We start from the raw sequence: 16,155 nt of genomic DNA on the forward strand, positions 1-16,155 counted from the left end.
CCTCGGAAGTTTCCTTCACAGCGCCACCTCCGGAAGGAGCGCACGTGCCCGACACCAGCACGGGAAGCACCGCATCGCCTTCAAGACGCTCGGTCCTCGCGGCCACCGCCGGTCTCACCGGCGCCCTGGCCCTCGGCGGCACCGCGCACGCCGCCCCGCACGACGACAGGAGGCTGCGCGCCCTCATCGACCGGATGACGCTGCCCGAGAAGGTCGGCCAGCTCTTCGTCATGCGGGTCTACGGCCACTCCGCGACCGCCCCGGACCAGGCGGACATCGACGCCAACCTCAAGGAGATCGGCGTCCGCACGGCCGCCGACCTGCTCGCGAAGTACCGGGTGGGCGGCATCATCTACTTCACCTGGGCCCACAACACCCGCGACCCGCACCAGATCGCCGGCCTGTCGAACGGCATCCAGAAAGCGTCGCTCGCCCAGCCGCGCGGCCTGCCCGTGCTCATCTCCACCGACCAGGAGCACGGCATCGTGTGCCGGGTCGGCGAGCCCGCCACGCTCTTCCCGGGTGCCATGGCCCTCGGCGCCGGGGGCTCCCGCTCCGACGCCCGCACCCTCGGCCGGCTCGCCGGGCAGGAGCTGCGCGCCCTCGGCATCCGGCAGAACTACTCCCCGGTCGCCGACGTCAACGTCAACCCGGCCAACCCGGTGATCGGCGTGCGCTCCTTCGGCTCCGAGCCGGACGCGGTGGCCGGCCTGGTCGCCGCCGAGGTGGCCGGGTACCAGCACGCGCGGCAGGTCGCGGCGACCGCCAAGCACTTCCCCGGCCACGGCGACACCGCCGTCGACAGCCACACCGGCTTCCCGGTCATCACGCACACCCGGGAGCAGTGGGAGAAGCTGGACGCGCCGCCGTTCCGGGCCGCGATCCGGGCCGGCATCGACTCGATCATGACCGCGCACCTGATGGTCCCGGCCCTGGACGACTCCGGCGACCCGGCCACCCTCTCCCACCCGATCCTCACCGGCATCCTGCGCGAGGAGCTGGGCTACGACGGGGTGGTGGTGACCGACTCGCTCGGCATGGAGGGCGTCCGCACCAAGTACGGCGACGACCGGGTCCCGGTCCTCGCGCTCAAGGCGGGCGTGGACCAGCTGCTGAACCCGCCGAACCTCGACGTGGCCTGGAACGCGGTCCTGAAGGCCGTACAGGACGGCGAGCTGACCGAGGCGCGGCTCGACGAATCGATCCTGCGCATTCTGCGGCTGAAGGCGAGGCTCGGCCTGTTCGACGACCCGTACGTCAGCCAGTCCGGCGTGGACGACTCCGTCGGCACGCCCGCGCATCTGCGGGCCGCCGACCGTATCGCCGAGCGCACCACGACCCTGCTGGTCAACGAGGGGTCGCTGCTGCCGCTCTCGCGCCGGTCGCACCGCAAGGTGCTGGTCGTCGGGGCCGATCCGGCCTCCCCGTCCGGCACGACGGGCCCGCCGACCGGGGTGCTCGCCGCGGCCCTGACCGAGCTGGGCTTCACGGCGACCGCCCTGTCGACCGGGACGGCGCCTTCCGCGGCGACGATCGCCCGGGCCGTGGAGGCGGCACGCGAGGCGGACGCGGTGGTGGTCGGGACGTACAACGTCACGGCGGGCAGCGCGCAGAAGACCCTGGTCGAGCAGTTGCTCGCGACGGGGAGGTCGGTGGTGGCGGTGGCCGTCCGCAACCCCTACGACGTGGCCCATCTTCCGGGCGTGCGGGCCTTCGTGGCCGCCTACTCCTGGACGGACGTCGAACTGCGGGCGGCGGCCCGGGTGATCGCCGGGCGGGTGGCGCCGCGCGGCAGCCTGCCGGTGCCGGTGCAGCGGGCGGACGACCCCGCCCAGGTGCTGTTCCCGGTCGGCCATGGCCTGTCGTACCGCCGCGGCTGACCTCCTGACGCATCGGACGTAGCGCCCGTACGCCACACAACGGGCGCACTCACCACCGACCGGCGCAAAGGACCCCGTATGTCTGGCGTGTACCCGCGGTCGCGGGTCACGCTGGGCGGGGGTGTACGGGGGGGGTGCGATGCGTGGAGTACGGGGTGGGGCGGCCGTGTGCGCGGTGCCGGTGCTGCTCGCCGCACTGCTGACGGGGTGCCAGGGCCTGTCGGGGACCCCGGAGGAGAGCCCGTCCACGAGCGCGGGCGGGAAGCCGGCCGGCGCGTCGCTGCCCGGCGGGCACGGCGCGGTGTTCCTCGACGTGGACGAGTGCAGTTCGTTCGGCAGGACCAGTTTCACCGAGGTGCCGTGCGCGAGCGAGCGGGCGGCCGCGCGGGTCGTGGCCCGGCACGACGGCACGGTCCGCGACGGCCCGCCCTGCCCGGGGACCACGGACTTCGTGCTGCACATCAGCGCCCAGAACCGGACCTCCGACGAGGACGGCGACGGCGCGGTCCCGCAGGGCTACGCCTGTATGCGCAACCTCACGCCGCCCCACCCCGGCGACCCGGGCGGCGGGGGCGGCCCGCGCACGATCGTCGGCGACTGCGTGTACGGCTCGGGCGACGGCCAGGTCCGGGAGACGGCCTGCGACGGCGCGGGCGGGCACGAGCCGGGCTACCGGGTGACGCGGATCGTGGACCGGCGGTCCCAGTGCCCCTCGTCGACGGCCCTCTACGTCGACGTCGGCGGCGAGAAGCCGGTCGGCTGCGCCCGGCGGCTGTGACGGCGGCCCGCGCGGGTCAGCAGAGGATCCAGCCCTTGCTGACCGAGCCGCCGCCCACCTGGCCCTTCACCCACACACAGCGGTGTCCGGCGTGGACGGTGACCGGTCCGGCGCGGCGGCTGTAGCGGCCCTCGTCGGTGACCGCGGTGGCCCGGTACGCCCGCACGCTGACCATCATCCGCTGCTTGCGCCCGGGGTTCTTGGCGTAGGTGACGGCACAGACGTAGCCGCCCTTCTTGTACACGTGCAGCGTCCCGGTGGAGAACGAGTACGTCCTGACCTTGCGTCCCTCGCAGCGGGTCGGCGCGGCGTGCGCCTGCGCCGGCACGGCGATCGCGAGCAGCCCGGACGCGGTCACGAGCGCCAGGCAGACGGCCAGTCGTCGGCGTATCCCACCCTTGTCCACTGTGAAGTCCTCCCCGTACACCGGCGATGAGCGTACTGGTGTACGGACGCCTGGCGTATGCCGGATGGTTGCACGGCCGTCACGCCGGCGCGGGAGCGCCCCTCGGCGGACGGCCTCTGAGCGGGCCGCCCCTCAGCGCGCCACTCCGACCTTCTCCTCCGGCTCGGCCTCCCCGAGGAAGGTCCGCCACAGCTCGGCGTACCGTCCGCCGCGCGCGAGGAGTTCGTCGTGCGTGCCGTCCTCGGCGACCCGGCCGTGGTCCATGAGCACGACCCGGTCGGCCCGCGCGGCCGTCGTCAGCCGGTGGGCCACCACCAGGGTCGTACGGCGGCCCGCGATCCGGTCCGTGGCCTGGTTGACCTGTGCCTCGGTGGCCAGGTCCAGGGCGGCGGTCGCCTCGTCCAGGAGCAGGATGTCGGGGTCGACGAGCTCGGCACGGGCCAGCGCGATGAGCTGGCGCTGCCCGGCGGAGAGGTTGCGGCCGCGCTCGGCGACCTCGTGGAGGTAGCCGCCGTCGAGGGTCGCGATCATCTCGTGCGCGCCCACCGCCCGTGCCGCCGCCTCGACCTCGGCGTCGGTGGCGTCGGGCCGCCCGTAGGCGATGGCGTCCCGGACCGTGCCGGGGAAGAGGTACGCCTCCTGCGGGACGACGCCGAGCCGGTGCCGGTAGGAGGTGAGGTCCAGCTCCCGCAGATCGGTGCCGTCGACGGTGACCCGGCCCCCGCTCGGGTCGTAGAACCGGGCGACCAGCTTCACCAGCGTCGACTTGCCCGCGCCGGTCTCGCCGACGAACGCGACCGTCTGCCCGGCCGGGACGCGCAGGTCGATGCCGCTCAGCGCCTCCTCGTCGTCGCCGTAGGCGAAGCGCACGTCCTCGAAGGCGATCTCGCCACGCAGCTCGCGCACCTCGCGCGGCTCCTCGGCGGCCCGCGTGGACGTCGGCTCGCGCAGCAGCTCCTGGATGCGGCCGAGCGAGACCGTGGCCTGCTGGTAGCCGTCGAAGACCTGGGAGAGCTGCTGGACCGGCGCGAAGAACAGGTCGATGTAGAGCAGGTACGCCACCAGCGCGCCGGTCGTCAGCGTGGCCGCGTCGATCCGCACCCCGCCCACGATCAGCACGGCCGCGGCCGCCGCCGACGCCAGGAACTGCACGAACGGGAAGTAGATCGAGATGAGCCACTGGCCGCGGATCCGGGCCTGTCGGTAGCTGTCGCTGCGCTCCGCGAACCGGGCGCCGCCGTCGCGCTCGCGCCGGAACGCCTGCACGATCCGCAGGCCCGCGACCGACTCCTGGAGGTCGGCGTTGACCACCGACACCCGCTCGCGGGCCAGTTCGTACGCCTTCACGCTGGCCCGGCGGAAGAAGTACGTCGCGACGATCAGCGGCGGCAGCGTCGCGAAGACCACCAGCGCCAGCTCGACGTCGAGAACCAGCAGGGCGCCCATGATGCCGAAGAAGGTGACGACCGAGACGAACGCGGTGACCAGGCCGGTCTGCAGGAACGTGGACAGCGCGTCCACGTCCGTCGTCATCCGGGTCATGATCCGGCCGGTCAGCTCGCGCTCGTAGTAGTCCAGGCCGAGCCGCTGGAGCTGGGCGAAGATCTTCAGCCGCAGCGCGTACAGCACCCGCTCGCCGGTGCGCCCGGTCATCCGGGTCTCGCCGACCTGCGCGGCCCACTGGACGGTGACCGCGAGCAGCCCCAGCAGGGCCGCCGCCCACACCGCCCCCAGCGCTGCCCGGCCGACGCCCGAGTCGATTCCGTGCCGGATCAGGATGGGCAGCAGCAGGCCCATGCCCGCGTCCACGGCGACCAGGGCGAGGCTGATCAGCAGCGGCCGTCCGAAGCCGCGCAGCAGCCGCCGCAGCCCGTACGACCGCTCCGGGCGGACCGCGCTCGCCTCGTCGACGTCGGGGACGTCGAGCGCCGGGGGCAGGGCCTCGACCTGGGCGAGGAGTTCCGGGGTGGCGGGCGACTGGGCGAGCGCGAGGTCCTTGGGCTCGCGGTCGCCGGTCCACAGCCGGGGTGTCACCCCGCGCTCGGCGTCGAACTCGGCGTCCAGCTCGTCCCGGACGGAGGTGTCCTCCTGGGGACAGGACGGCTGGGTGTGGCCGGGCGAGACGCCGCCCAGCTCGTCGGGGTCGGTGAGCAGCCGGCGGTAGAGGGCGGAGCTTGCCTGGAGTTCCTCGTGGGTGCCGATGGCGGCGAGCCGGCCGGCGTCCAGGACCGCGATGCGGTCGGCGAGGCCGAGGGTGGAGCGGCGGTGGGCGATGAGGAGGGTGGTGCGGCCCTCCATGACGTGCTTGAGCGCCTCGTGGATCTCGTGCTCGACGCGGGCGTCCACCGCCGAGGTGGCGTCGTCGAGGACGAGGAGACGGGGGTCGGCGAGGATCGCGCGGGCCAGGGCGATCCGCTGGCGCTGGCCGCCGGAGAGGGTCAGGCCGTGCTCGCCGACCTTGGTGTCGTAGCCCTCGGGCAGGTCGGCGACGAAGCGGTCGGCCTGGGCGGCGCGGGCGGCGGCCTCGATCTGCTCGTCGGTGGCGTCGGGGCGGCCGTAGGCGATGTTGGCGCGGACGGTGTCGGAGAAGAGGAACGAGTCCTCGGGGACCAGCCCGATCGCGGCGCGCAGCGAGTCCAGGGTCAGGTCGCGCACATCGTGGCCGCCGACCAGGACGGCGCCGTGGGTGACGTCGTAGAAGCGCGGGAGCAGCAGGGAGACGGTGGACTTGCCGGAGCCGGACGAGCCGACCACGGCGAGGGTCTCGCCGGCGCGGATCTCCAGGCTGAGCCCGTCGAGGACGGGGCGCTCCTCGTCGTAGCCGAAGGAGACGTCGTCGAACTCGACGGTGACGGGGGCGTCGGCCGGGAGGGTCTTGGTGCCGTCCTTGATCGAGGGCTCGGTGTCGATCAGCTCCAGGACGCGTTCGCTGCTCGCGCGGGCCTGCTGGGCGACGGTGAGGACCATGGCGAGCATCCGGACCGGGCCGACGAGCTGGGCGAGGTAGGCGGAGAAGGCGACGAAGGTGCCGAGCGTGATGTGCCCGCGCACGGCGAGCCAGCCACCGAAGGCGAGCATGGCGACCTGGCCGAGCGCCGGGACGGCCTGGAGGGCGGGGGTGTAGCGGGCGTTGAAGCGGATGGTGCGCAGCCGTCCCGCGTAGAGCCGCCGGCCGACCTCGCGGAGCTTGCCGGTCTCCTGCTCCTCCTGCCCGAAGCCCTTGACCACGCGCACTCCGCTGACCGCGCCGTCGACCACGCCGGCCACGGCGGCGGCCTGGGCCTGGGCGTACCAGGTGGAGGGGTGCAGTCTGCTGCGGCTGCGCCGGGCGATCCACCACAGGGCGGGGGCGACCGCGAGGGCGACCAGGGTCAGCGGCGGCGACAGCCAGACCATGATGCCGAGCGAGATCAGGAAGAGCATGAAGTTCCCGATGGTCATCGGGAGCATGAAGAGCAGGCCCTGGATCAGCTGGAGGTCACTGGTGGCCCGGCCGACGACCTGCCCGGTGGACAGCTCGTCCTGTCGGCGCCCGTCGAGCCGGGTGATCGTCTCGAACATCTCGGTCCGCAGGTCGTGCTGGACGTCGAGGGCGACCCGGCCGCCGTAGTAGCGGCGCAGGAAGGTGAGGACGTAGACGGCGACGGCGGCGGCGATCAGCGCTCCGGCCCAGACGCCCATGCTGCGGGTGTCGGCACCGATCACGTCGTCGATGATCACCTTGGTGATCAGCGGGACGAGCGCCATGACGGCCATGCCGGCGAGGGAGGAGCCCAGGGCGAGGACCACGTCCTTCGGGTGGCGCCAGGCGTAGCCCCACAGTCGTCGTGCCCATCCTGGCTGCGCTGCCACGCCGATGCCTCCCGTTGGTCCTGGTCTACCGGAAGGCACCAACGCCGGTGAGCTCGGATTTCATCCCGCCGCAACAATCCGGCGGCGCGTGAGGGCGGTCAGCTCGCCTTGAGGTCCTTGTGGATCACCTTGGCGACGGCCTGGATGGTGGTGATGCCGTAGTTCATGGTGCTGTTGCCGTGGCTGAGCACCGTGATCATGTAGTCGTGGCCGCCGCCCTTGAAGGCGCCGACGCTGTGCACCCGCCAGCCGTGGGTGGCGCGCTGCAGCCAGCCGTTCTTCACGGCCACGGAGACGCCGGACGCGCCGTAGGGGGTCCCCCAGCGCTGCGAGGAGACGACCTGGCCCATGAGCTTGAGGATGTAGGCGCGGGAGTTGTCGCTGAGCACGCCGTTCTTCGCGGTGACGAGCTTGAGCAGCTTCTGCTCGTCGGTGACGGTGATCTGGGTCAGGCCCCAGTAGCCGTTGGCGCCCGGCTTGGTCTGGGTCATGCCGGCGGCTGCGAGGAAGCCCTTGATCTTGGTCATGCCGAGCTGCTTCCACAGGGTGGTGGTGGCCGCGTTGTCGGACTTGGTGATCATGGCTTTGGAGAGGGACGCCTCACGGTCGGTGAGGTAGCGGTTGTGCTTCTTGGCGTCCCACAGCAGCGTGGCCAGCACGGTGACCTTGACGACGCTGGCCGAGTCGAAGGCGCTGGAGGCCCGGAGCGTGCAGGTCGTCTTCGTGGAGCGGTCGTAGAGGCCGACCGCGACGGTGCCCTTGCGGTCGGCCAGTGCGGCGGTGATGTCCCGCTTCAGCTTGTCGGCCAGCCCCGCCTTGGCCGAGGTGCAGCTGACGGCGGGGGTCGCCGCGGCGGCCGGTGCGGCGGCGGCGAGGGGCGCTATGACGAGGCCGGCGCCGAGGCCCGCCGCGACGACCGCTCGCGCGCGCCCGGCGGCGCCCTTGGAGTTCTCGCTCGCTGTCCCGTGAGTCATGGTCTGTTGACCAACGAGGACGCGGGAATGGTTGTACGGGTACGGGCTCGGAGTTGACGCCACACGAGCGCAACTCGCCCGTGTTCGTCCCGAATTGAGACGCTCCTTCACCTGATGGACACACGGAGGATCTCGACACGCCTTCATGCCCATGTCACGCTCCGGATGCCGCCTTCGCTCAACCCGCGTAGACACACGCGAGAGGAGACCCCCCATGCCGGCGACATCCCCACATCAGCGCCGCTGGACCTCCGTGGCCCTGACCACGGCCGCCCTCCTGGCCGGGCTCACCGCCCCGGCCCTGACCGCCGCCCCGGCCGCCGCGACCACGACGGCGTACGACGACACGTACTACGCCGCCGCGCTCGGCAAGACCGGGCCCGCGCTGAAGGACGCCCTCCACGACATCATCAGCGACCAGACGAAGCTGTCCTACTCGGCCGTCTGGGACGCCCTGAAGGTCACCGACCAGGACCCGGCCAACAGCAACAACGTCAAGCTGCTCTACAGCGGCATCTCCCGCAGCAAGGCGCTGAACGGCGGCAACACCGGCAACTGGAACCGCGAGCACGTGTGGGCCCAGTCCCACGGCGACTTCGGCACCTCGGCCGGGCCGGGTACCGATCTGCACCATCTGCGGCCCGAGGACGTCCAGGTCAACTCCACGCGCGGCAACAAGGACTTCGACAACGGCGGCAGCAGCTTCACCAACTCCGGTGGCAGCCTGACCGACTCGAACTCCTTCGAGCCCCGCGACGCCGTCAAGGGCGACGTGGCCCGCATGATCCTCTACATGGCCGTCCGCTACGAGGGCGACGACGGCCGGCCCGACCTGGAGGCCAACGACTCCATCAACGGCAGCGTCCCGTACCACGGGCGACTGTCCGTGCTGAAGCAGTGGAACGACGAGGACCCGCCGGACGCCGTCGAGCAGCGCCGCAACGACGTCATCCACTCGTCCTACCAGGGCAACCGGAACCCGTTCATCGACCACCCGGAGTGGGTCGAGTCGATCTGGTAGCCCTCCGGCCGGCGGCCCCTCGGATCACTCCGTTCCGAGGTGCGTCGGGGCGAACATGCGCAGCAGCGCCGGGAGCACGACCACCGAGGGGCCGGGCTCGGACAGGGCCTTGGCCAGGTCCGCCTCCAGGGTCTCCGGGGTCGTCCTGACCCCGGGGACGCCGAAGGACTCGGCGAGCGCCACGTAGTCCGGACGCGTCAGTTCGGTCGCCGTGGCCTCGCCGAAGGCGTCGTTCATGTACTCGCGCAGGATGCCGTAGCCGCCGTCGTCGACGATGAGCCAGGTGACGTTGAGCCCGTACTGCCGGGCCGTGGCGAGCTCGGCGATCGAGTAGAGCGCGCCGCCGTCGCCGGACACCGCGAGCGCCGGGCGGGTCGGGTCGGCGGCCGCCGCGCCGAGCGCCGCCGGGAAGCCGTAGCCGAGGCCGCCGGCGCCCTGGGCGGAGTGCATCCGGTTGGGACCCTTGGCGTCGAACGCCGACCAGGCCCAGTACGCCAGGATCGTCATGTCCCAGAAGGACGGGGAGTCGGCGGGCAGCGCCCGCCGCACCGACGCCAGCACCTCCTGCTCCAGGGTGAGTTCCTGGCCGGCGATCCGGGCGGCGACCTTGGCGAGCACCTCGCGCACCCGCTCGGGGGCGCTCTCGTCCTGCCGCTCGGACACGGTCTCCAGGAGCGCCTGCAGGGCCAGCCGGGCGTCCGCGTGGATGCCCAGCGCCGGGTGGTTGGACTCCAGCTTGCCGAGGTCGGCCTCGATCTGGACGACCCGGCCGCGCGGCCTGAACGTGTGGTAGTTCGAGGAGAGTTCACCGAGACCGGAGCCGACGACCAGCAGGACGTCGGCGTCCTCCAGGAAGTCGGTGGTGTGCCGGTCCTCGATCCACGACTGGAGCGACAGCGGGTGCTCCCAGGGGAACGCGCCCTTGCCGCCGGGGGTGGTGACGACCGGCGCTTTAAGGGTCTCCGCCAGCCGGAGCAGCTTCCCGGAGGCGTCCGAGCGGACCACTCCGCCGCCCGCGATGATCGCCGGGCGCTCGGCGCCGGACAGCAAGTGGGCCGCCACCGCCGTCAGTTCGGGGCGCGGCACCACTTCTTCGGGGAAGGCGTCGCCGCCGCTGACGACCGGGATCGACGTCTCGGCGAGCAGCACGTCCTGCGGGATCTCCACCCACACCGGGCCGTGCGGGGCGGTCAGCGCGGACTTCCAGGCCGCCTCGATCGCGGAGGGGATCTGGGACTGGGTGCGCACGGTGTGGACCGACTTCACGACGCCCCGGAACGAGGCGGCCTGGTCCGGGAGTTCGTGCAGATAGCCGTGGCGGCCGCCGCCGAGGCCCGCCGTCGGGATCTGGCTGCTGATCGCCAGCACCGGGGCCGAGGCCGCCGCCGCCTCCTGGAGCGCGGCGAGCGAGGTCAGCGCGCCCGGTCCCGTCGACAGCAGCAGCGGGGCCGCCTCGCCGGTGATCCGGCCGTAGGCGTCGGCGGCGAACCCGGCGTTGTTCTCCACGCGCAGCCCGACATAGCGCAGGTCGCTGCGGCGCAGCGCGTCGAACATGCCGAGCGCGTGCTGGCCGGGCAGTCCGAACACGGTCGTCGCGCCGAGCCCGGCCAGCGTCTCCACGACCAGGTCTCCGCCGTTGCGGCCGGCCGGCGGGTTCAGGGCGGCGGTGATCTGCTCCTGCGTCGGACGGAGTACCAGGTCGTGGTCGTGGGTCACTTGCCCTCGTCCTCCTTGCGCGCCGCCGCGATCTGGCGGGACATGATCGTGGTCAGTTCGTACGCCGTGTGGGACGCGGCCACCGACGTGATCTCCGCGTGGTCGTACGCGGGGGCCACCTCGACGACGTCGGCCGACACCAGGTTGCAGGATGCCAGGCCGCGCAGGATCTCCAGCAGCTCGCGGGAGGTCATGCCGCCCGCCTCGGGGGTGCCGGTGCCGGGCGCGTGGGCCGGGTCGAGGCAGTCGATGTCGATGGAGATGTACAGCGGGCGGTCGCCGATGCGCTGGCGCAGCTGGTCGGCGACCTCGTCGGCGCCGCGGCGGTAGACGTCCGCGGAGGTGACGATGCCGAAGCCCATCTTCTCGTCGTCGGTGAGGTCCTGCTTGCCATAGAGCGGGCCGCGGGTGCCGACGTGGGACAGGGCGGAGGTGTCGAGGATGCCCTCCTCGACGGCCCGGCGGAACGGGGTGCCGTGGGTGTACTCGGCGCCGAAGTACGTGTCCCAGGTGTCGAGGTGCGCGTCGAAGTGGAGGAGGGCGACCGGGCCGTGCTTCTTCGCGACGCTCCTCAGCAGCGGCAGCGCGATGGTGTGGTCGCCGCCGAGGGTCATCAGACGGGCGCCGGTGCCGAGGAGGTCGTCGGCGGCGGCCTCGATCGTGTCGACGGCCTCGTTGATGTCGAACGGGTTCACGGCGATGTCGCCGCCGTCCGCGACCTGCGCGAGGGCGAACGGGGAGGCGTCCTGCGCGGGGTTGTAGGGACGCAGCAGCCGGGACGCCTCGCGGATGGCGTTGCCGCCGAAGCGGGCGCCCGGCCGGTACGAGACGCCCGAGTCGAACGGCACACCGACCACGGCGACGTCGGCGCGGCCGACCTCGTCGAGGCGCGGGAGCCGGGCGAAGGTCGCGGGGCCCGCGTACCGCGGGACGCGGGAGGAGTCGACGGGGCCGCGGGGCGTCTCGTTGCTGGTCATGGGGAAATGCCTTCTTTCCTACGCTGCATGGCGTATGCGGGATATGTGCCAATGACTCTACTGGCCGGCCGGCACCGGCTCGGACACGAGTTCGGGATCCCGTCCGGCCAGGCGCTCGCGCCAGGCGGCGAGGACGGCCGCGTCGGTGGGCGTCGTCAGGAGCGAGACGGCGACGTACGCGACGAGGGAGGACAGCAGGCCGTAGTAGACGGGCTCGTTGGCGAGGATGCCGTAGGTCGCCATCAGGGTGATCACCGCGACACCGCCGACCACGACCGAGGCGAGGGCGCCCTGCGCGGTCCCGCGGCGCCACAGCAGTCCGCCGAGGATCGGCACGAGCAGCCCGCCGACGAGCAGGTTGTAGGCGACGGTCAGGGCCTCGACGACGTTGTTCAGCGCGATGGCCGTGGCGATCACGGCGACACCCATCAGCAGGATGAAGAAGCGGTTGCCCTTCACCTCGTCGTGCGCCTCCCCGTCCGGGCGGACCACCCCGCGCAGCCGCGACCAGATGTCGTTGTTGGCGACGGTCGCGCAGGCGATGAGCGCGCCGGAGGAGGTCGACATCACGGCGGCCAGGGCGGCGGCCAGCACCAGGCCGCGCACCCCCATGGGCAGCTCGTCCTTGACGATGGTCGCGAAGGCGTCGTCGGCGCTGGCGAGGTTCGGGTACAGCACCTTGGCCGCGGTGCCGATGACGGCGCCGGCCAGGGCGTAGGCGAGGCAGTAGGTGCCGGCGACGGTGCCGCCCCACTTGGCGGTGGTGTCGCTGCGGGCGGTGAACACGCGCTGCCAGATGTCCTGCCCGATGAGCATGCCGAACGTGTAGATCAGGACGTAGGTGAAGATCGTCTCGCCGCCGATGCCCAGCGGGTCGAAGTACTCGGTCGGCAGCGTCGCCTTCATCTCGCTGAACCCACCGGCCTTGACGACGGCGATGGGCAGCAGGAGCAGCAGCACGCCGATCGTCTTGACGACGAACTGCACCATGTCGGTCAGGGTGATCGACCACATGCCGCCGAGCGTCGAGTAGGCGACGACGATCGAGCCGCCGAGGACGATCGCGAGGGTGCGGTTCATGTCGAACAGCACGTCGAAGATCGTGGCGTAGGCGATGGTCGAGGTGACCGCGAGCATCAGGGTGTACGCCCACATGACGACACCGGAGATCACGCCGGCCCGGCCGCCGTAGCGCAGGTCCAGCATCTCGGAGACGGTGTAGACCTTCAGCCGGGCGATCCGCGCGGAGAAGAAGATCGAGAGGGCGAGCAGGCCGAGACCGATGGTGAAGACCATCCAGGCGCCGGAGAGGCCGTACTGGTAGCCGAGGCCGACGCCTCCGATGGTGGACGCGCCGCCGAGGACGATCGCCGCCATGGTGCCGGAGTACATCGCGGGGCCGAGGCGGCGCCCGGCCACCAGGAACTCGCTCTTGGACTTGGCGCGGCGCATGCCCCACCAGCCCATGGCCAGCATGCCGGCCAGATAGACGACGATCACTGTGTAGTCGACGGCCATGGTGGGGCCTCCTTCGCGCACATCCCGGTGGCGTGTCGTGCAGATGGGGTGGGGACGGCCGGCAGCGGACCGCGGGGACAACCGCCCTCCCCCACGCTCGAACCCGCTCGCGCGGGGGGACCCCCATCCGCGGCTGCCGGACTGGAACGACAGTAGGTGGCCGGAAAGTGGCTGCGAAGTGTACGTTTCATCCATTCGGAACGCCGCGAGTGGAGGAAGCATCCATGCCGGACCACGCCGTTCCGCCGACGCCGCCCGTGCCGCTGGCGGCCCTGCTGGCCCGCGAGGACCTGGGTCTGCGCCAGATCGCCGGGCCCGTGGACGCGGACACGGTGATCCACTGGGCGCACACCTCGGAGATGGCCGATCCCTATCCCTATCTGCTGGGCGGCGAGCTGCTGCTGTCGGCGGGCGTGCACGTCCCGGAGGCGGCCGGCACCGGGACGTACTTCGACGACTACGTGGGGCGGATCGTCGCGGCCGGCGGCGCCGCCCTGGGCTTCGGGCTGGCCCCCGTGCACGACACCGTGCCGCGCGCCCTCGTCGAGGCCTGCGACGCCCACGGGCTGCCGCTGCTCGAGGTGCCGCCGCGCACCACGTTCTCCGGGGTGGCGCGCGCGGTGTGGCAGCTCATGGCACAGGCCAGGCTCGCGGAGCTGCGGCGGGTGACGGAGGCCCAGCAGAGCCTGGCGGCGGCCGCCGCGCGCCCCGACCCGGTGCGGGCGGTGCTGCGGCAGCTGGCCCAGCGGGTGGGCGGGCACGCCGTCCTCTACGGCCCCGAGGGGACCCGGGTCGCGGCTGCGGGCCGGGCGGTGGAACCGGCGGCCGGGCGGGCGCTGGCCGCGCTCGCGGAGGTCGTCCGGCCCACGGGGTCCGGCACGCCCACCTCCGCCGCCGACACGGCCGGCGACACGAGGCTGGCCGCCTACGCGCTGGGCGCCGGGCACGGCTTCGTCCTCGGGGTGGCCGCCGAGCAGCACCGGTCCGGGGACCACACCGTCGCCTCGGTGGCCGCCGTCCTGCTGTCCCTGCTCACCGGCGAGCACCAGAGCGGCTCGGGGGCGGCCCGCTCCTCCGCCCTCGTACGGCTGCTGCTCGGGGCCGAACCGCACACGGTGGCCCCGCTGCTCGGCGCCGAGACCTGGCTCGTGGTGCACGCGGCGCCGGACACGCCTCCGTGCGACCCGGTGGCGGCGTCCGCGCTGGGCGCGGCCCTCGGCTCGCCCCTGGTCGACCTGGGGCAGGACGTCGTCCGCGTCCTCGTCCCGGCGGACCGGGCGCCGGACGCCCAGACCGGCTGGACGCTCGGGGTGAGCTCCCCGGTGCCGGCCGGGGAGTGGCCCGTGGCGGACACCCAGGCGGCCCGGGCGCTGGCACGGGCGCGGGCCACCCGCACGCCCCTGGCCCGGCACGGCGCACACCGCCCGGCCCTGGCCGACCTGGTCCCCGGCGACACGGCACGCGCGCACGCGCGCGCCCTGCTCGCGCCGCTGACCGGCACCCTCGCGGAGACCCTGCGCACCTGGCTGTCGCTGCACGGCAGCTGGGACCGTACGGCGGTGGCGCTGGCCGTGCACCGCAACACCGTCCGCCAGCGGATCGCCCGGTGCGCGGCGCTGCTGGAGGCGGACCTGGACGACGCGGACGTCCGGATGGAGCTGTGGTTCGCCCTGCGCCATGCCGAACCGTCCGATTCGGGCCAGTGACCCGCGTCGCACGCGCTCCGGAGCAGGCCACCGGGCCCGTCGTCTGCCTCACAATGGGAACCATGCCGATACCCGGGACACCCAGCCGCGCCGAGCTCGTCGACCACCTCGTCCGCACCCGCATCGCGGGCGACGTCGCGACCCCCCGCGAGAACAACCTCTCCCACTACCGCCAGCTGGCGAACGGCAACCGCCACTACTGGCTGGGCCTGGAGCTCGGCGACCGCTGGACCGACGAGCAGGACGTCCTGGCGGTGATGGCGGAGCGGGTCGGCGTGAACGACGACGCCGAGCACCGGCACGGCCAGGACACCATCGACCCGGAGCTGACGGTGGCCGCGCTGGAGCGTATGGCGGCCCGGCTGCGCAAGGCGGCCGACGGCACCCAGCGGGTCCTGTTCGCGACCGGGCACCCCGGGGGCCTGCTGGACGTGCACCGCGCCACGGCCGCCGCGCTGCGCGCCGCCGGCTGCGAGATCGTCGTGATCCCCGAGGGCCTGCAGACCGACGAGGGCTACGTCATGCAGTTCGCCGACGTGGCCGTCCTGGAGCACGGCGCCTCCCTGTGGCACACGCACTCCGGCGACCCGATGAAGGCGATCCTCACCGGCCTGGAGCGCGAGGGCCGCCCGCTGCCCGACCTGGTCGTCGCCGACCACGGCTGGGCGGGATACGCCGGACAGCACGGCGTGGACTCCGTCGGCTACGCCGACTGCAACGACCCGGCCCTGTTCCTGGCCGAGTCCGAGGGCACGGTCCAGGTCGTCGTCCCCCTAGACGACCACGTGGTCAGCCCCCGCCACTACGACCCGATGACGGCGTACCTCCTGTCGGAGGCGGGCCTGGGCGACGCCTGAGGCGTGCCCGAACCGGCGCACGGCACCCGCCCGTTCGGGCCGGGCGGCACGCGGCGGCTGATATGACTGAGGGCATGGAGGAAGCAGCCGCCGAGTCGGCGATCGACATGTTCCTGTCCGCCTTCAACGTCCCGGACGACCGGCACGTGACCGAACTGCTGGCCCAGGCCCTCACGTCCGACGTGGTCTTCTGGGGACCGCTGGGACGCAGCGAGGGCGTGGAGGCGGTCGAGCGGTTCGTGCTGGAGCTGCGACGCCACCCGGCCGGGCCCGGCACCATGGTGCGCAGCTCGGGGGTGGACATGCCCGACGAGTGGGCCCGCTACCGGTGGGTCTTCACCACACCCGGCGGCGGGCCGCGTCTGGCCGGGACGGACGTCGTCCATCTGCGGCGGGGCCTGATCGACCAGATGATCGTCTTCGCGGGAGACATCGAACCCGCCGCGGCGGGCGCCTGACCGCGCCCGCAC

Annotated in this window: 12 protein-coding genes; 6 read left to right on the forward strand and 6 right to left on the reverse strand. The window is 72.9% G+C overall.

Annotated features, from left to right (window positions below; all coding sequences use genetic code 11):
• Positions 1–44 precede the first annotated feature (44 nt).
• A complete protein-coding gene (locus tag DC008_RS12165; protein WP_108706994.1) occupies positions 45–1,880 on the forward strand; it encodes a glycoside hydrolase family 3 protein in 1,836 nt (611 codons plus the stop codon).
• 139 nt (positions 1,881–2,019) lie between these two features.
• The gene (locus tag DC008_RS12170) at positions 2,020–2,658 is read left to right on the forward strand and encodes a hypothetical protein (protein WP_108706995.1); all 639 of its coding nucleotides are present in this window, start codon (positions 2,020–2,022) and stop codon (positions 2,656–2,658) included.
• A 16-nt stretch (positions 2,659–2,674) separates the two neighbouring features.
• On the opposite strand, the gene DC008_RS12175 is transcribed toward DC008_RS12170, so the two are convergent.
• From DC008_RS12175 to DC008_RS12185, 3 genes are all read right to left on the reverse strand, one after another.
• Positions 2,675–3,064 carry a hypothetical protein gene (locus DC008_RS12175; protein WP_055623472.1) on the reverse strand — a complete coding sequence of 130 codons (390 nt, stop codon included), beginning with the start codon at positions 3,062–3,064 and terminating at the stop codon, positions 2,675–2,677.
• A gap of 132 nt (positions 3,065–3,196) precedes the next feature.
• Positions 3,197–6,916 carry an ABC transporter ATP-binding protein gene (locus DC008_RS12180; RefSeq protein ID WP_108706996.1) on the reverse strand — a complete coding sequence of 1,240 codons (3,720 nt, stop codon included), beginning with the start codon at positions 6,914–6,916 and terminating at the stop codon, positions 3,197–3,199.
• 98 nt (positions 6,917–7,014) lie between these two features.
• Positions 7,015–7,890, reverse strand: coding sequence for a serine hydrolase (locus DC008_RS12185; protein ID WP_108706997.1), 876 nt, complete (start codon positions 7,888–7,890; stop codon positions 7,015–7,017).
• Positions 7,891–8,104: 214 nt separating this feature from the next.
• On the opposite strand from DC008_RS12185, the gene DC008_RS12190 reads away from it, so the two are divergent.
• Positions 8,105–8,911: an endonuclease I family protein gene (locus DC008_RS12190; protein ID WP_108706998.1), complete on the forward strand. Its 807-nt coding sequence runs from the start codon at positions 8,105–8,107 to the stop codon at positions 8,909–8,911.
• Positions 8,912–8,935: 24 nt separating this feature from the next.
• Here the strand turns inward: DC008_RS12190 and DC008_RS12195 are convergent, their stop codons facing one another.
• From DC008_RS12195 to DC008_RS12205, 3 genes are read right to left on the reverse strand one after another with little or no spacing between them, the layout of a single operon-like run.
• Positions 8,936–10,627, reverse strand: a complete 1,692-nt coding sequence (locus DC008_RS12195) for a thiamine pyrophosphate-binding protein (protein ID WP_108706999.1) — start codon at positions 10,625–10,627, stop codon at positions 8,936–8,938.
• Entirely contained in the window at positions 10,624–11,604 is a 981-nt protein-coding gene (speB, locus tag DC008_RS12200; RefSeq protein ID WP_108707000.1) for an agmatinase, read from the reverse strand. Before speB ends, DC008_RS12195 begins: the two co-directional genes overlap by 4 nt.
• Positions 11,605–11,661: 57 nt before the next feature.
• Positions 11,662–13,122: a sodium:solute symporter family protein gene (locus tag DC008_RS12205; RefSeq protein WP_108707001.1), complete on the reverse strand. Its 1,461-nt coding sequence runs from the start codon at positions 13,120–13,122 to the stop codon at positions 11,662–11,664.
• A 224-nt stretch (positions 13,123–13,346) separates the two neighbouring features.
• Here DC008_RS12205 and DC008_RS12210 point away from each other — a divergent pair, with 224 nt between their 5' ends.
• The 3 genes from DC008_RS12210 (at position 13,347) to DC008_RS12220 (ending at position 16,143) form a co-directional block, all read left to right on the forward strand.
• Positions 13,347–14,828, forward strand: a complete 1,482-nt coding sequence (locus DC008_RS12210) for a PucR family transcriptional regulator (protein WP_108707002.1) — start codon at positions 13,347–13,349, stop codon at positions 14,826–14,828.
• A 62-nt stretch (positions 14,829–14,890) separates the two neighbouring features.
• Entirely contained in the window at positions 14,891–15,685 is a 795-nt protein-coding gene (locus tag DC008_RS12215) for a phosphatase (RefSeq protein ID WP_108710667.1), read from the forward strand.
• A gap of 74 nt (positions 15,686–15,759) precedes the next feature.
• Positions 15,760–16,143, forward strand: a complete 384-nt coding sequence (locus tag DC008_RS12220; protein ID WP_108707003.1) for a nuclear transport factor 2 family protein — start codon at positions 15,760–15,762, stop codon at positions 16,141–16,143.
• Positions 16,144–16,155 lie beyond the last annotated feature (12 nt).

Origin of the sequence: Streptomyces nigra (genome assembly GCF_003074055.1) — a bacterium.
Lineage (GTDB): Bacteria > Actinomycetota > Actinomycetes > Streptomycetales > Streptomycetaceae > Streptomyces > Streptomyces nigra.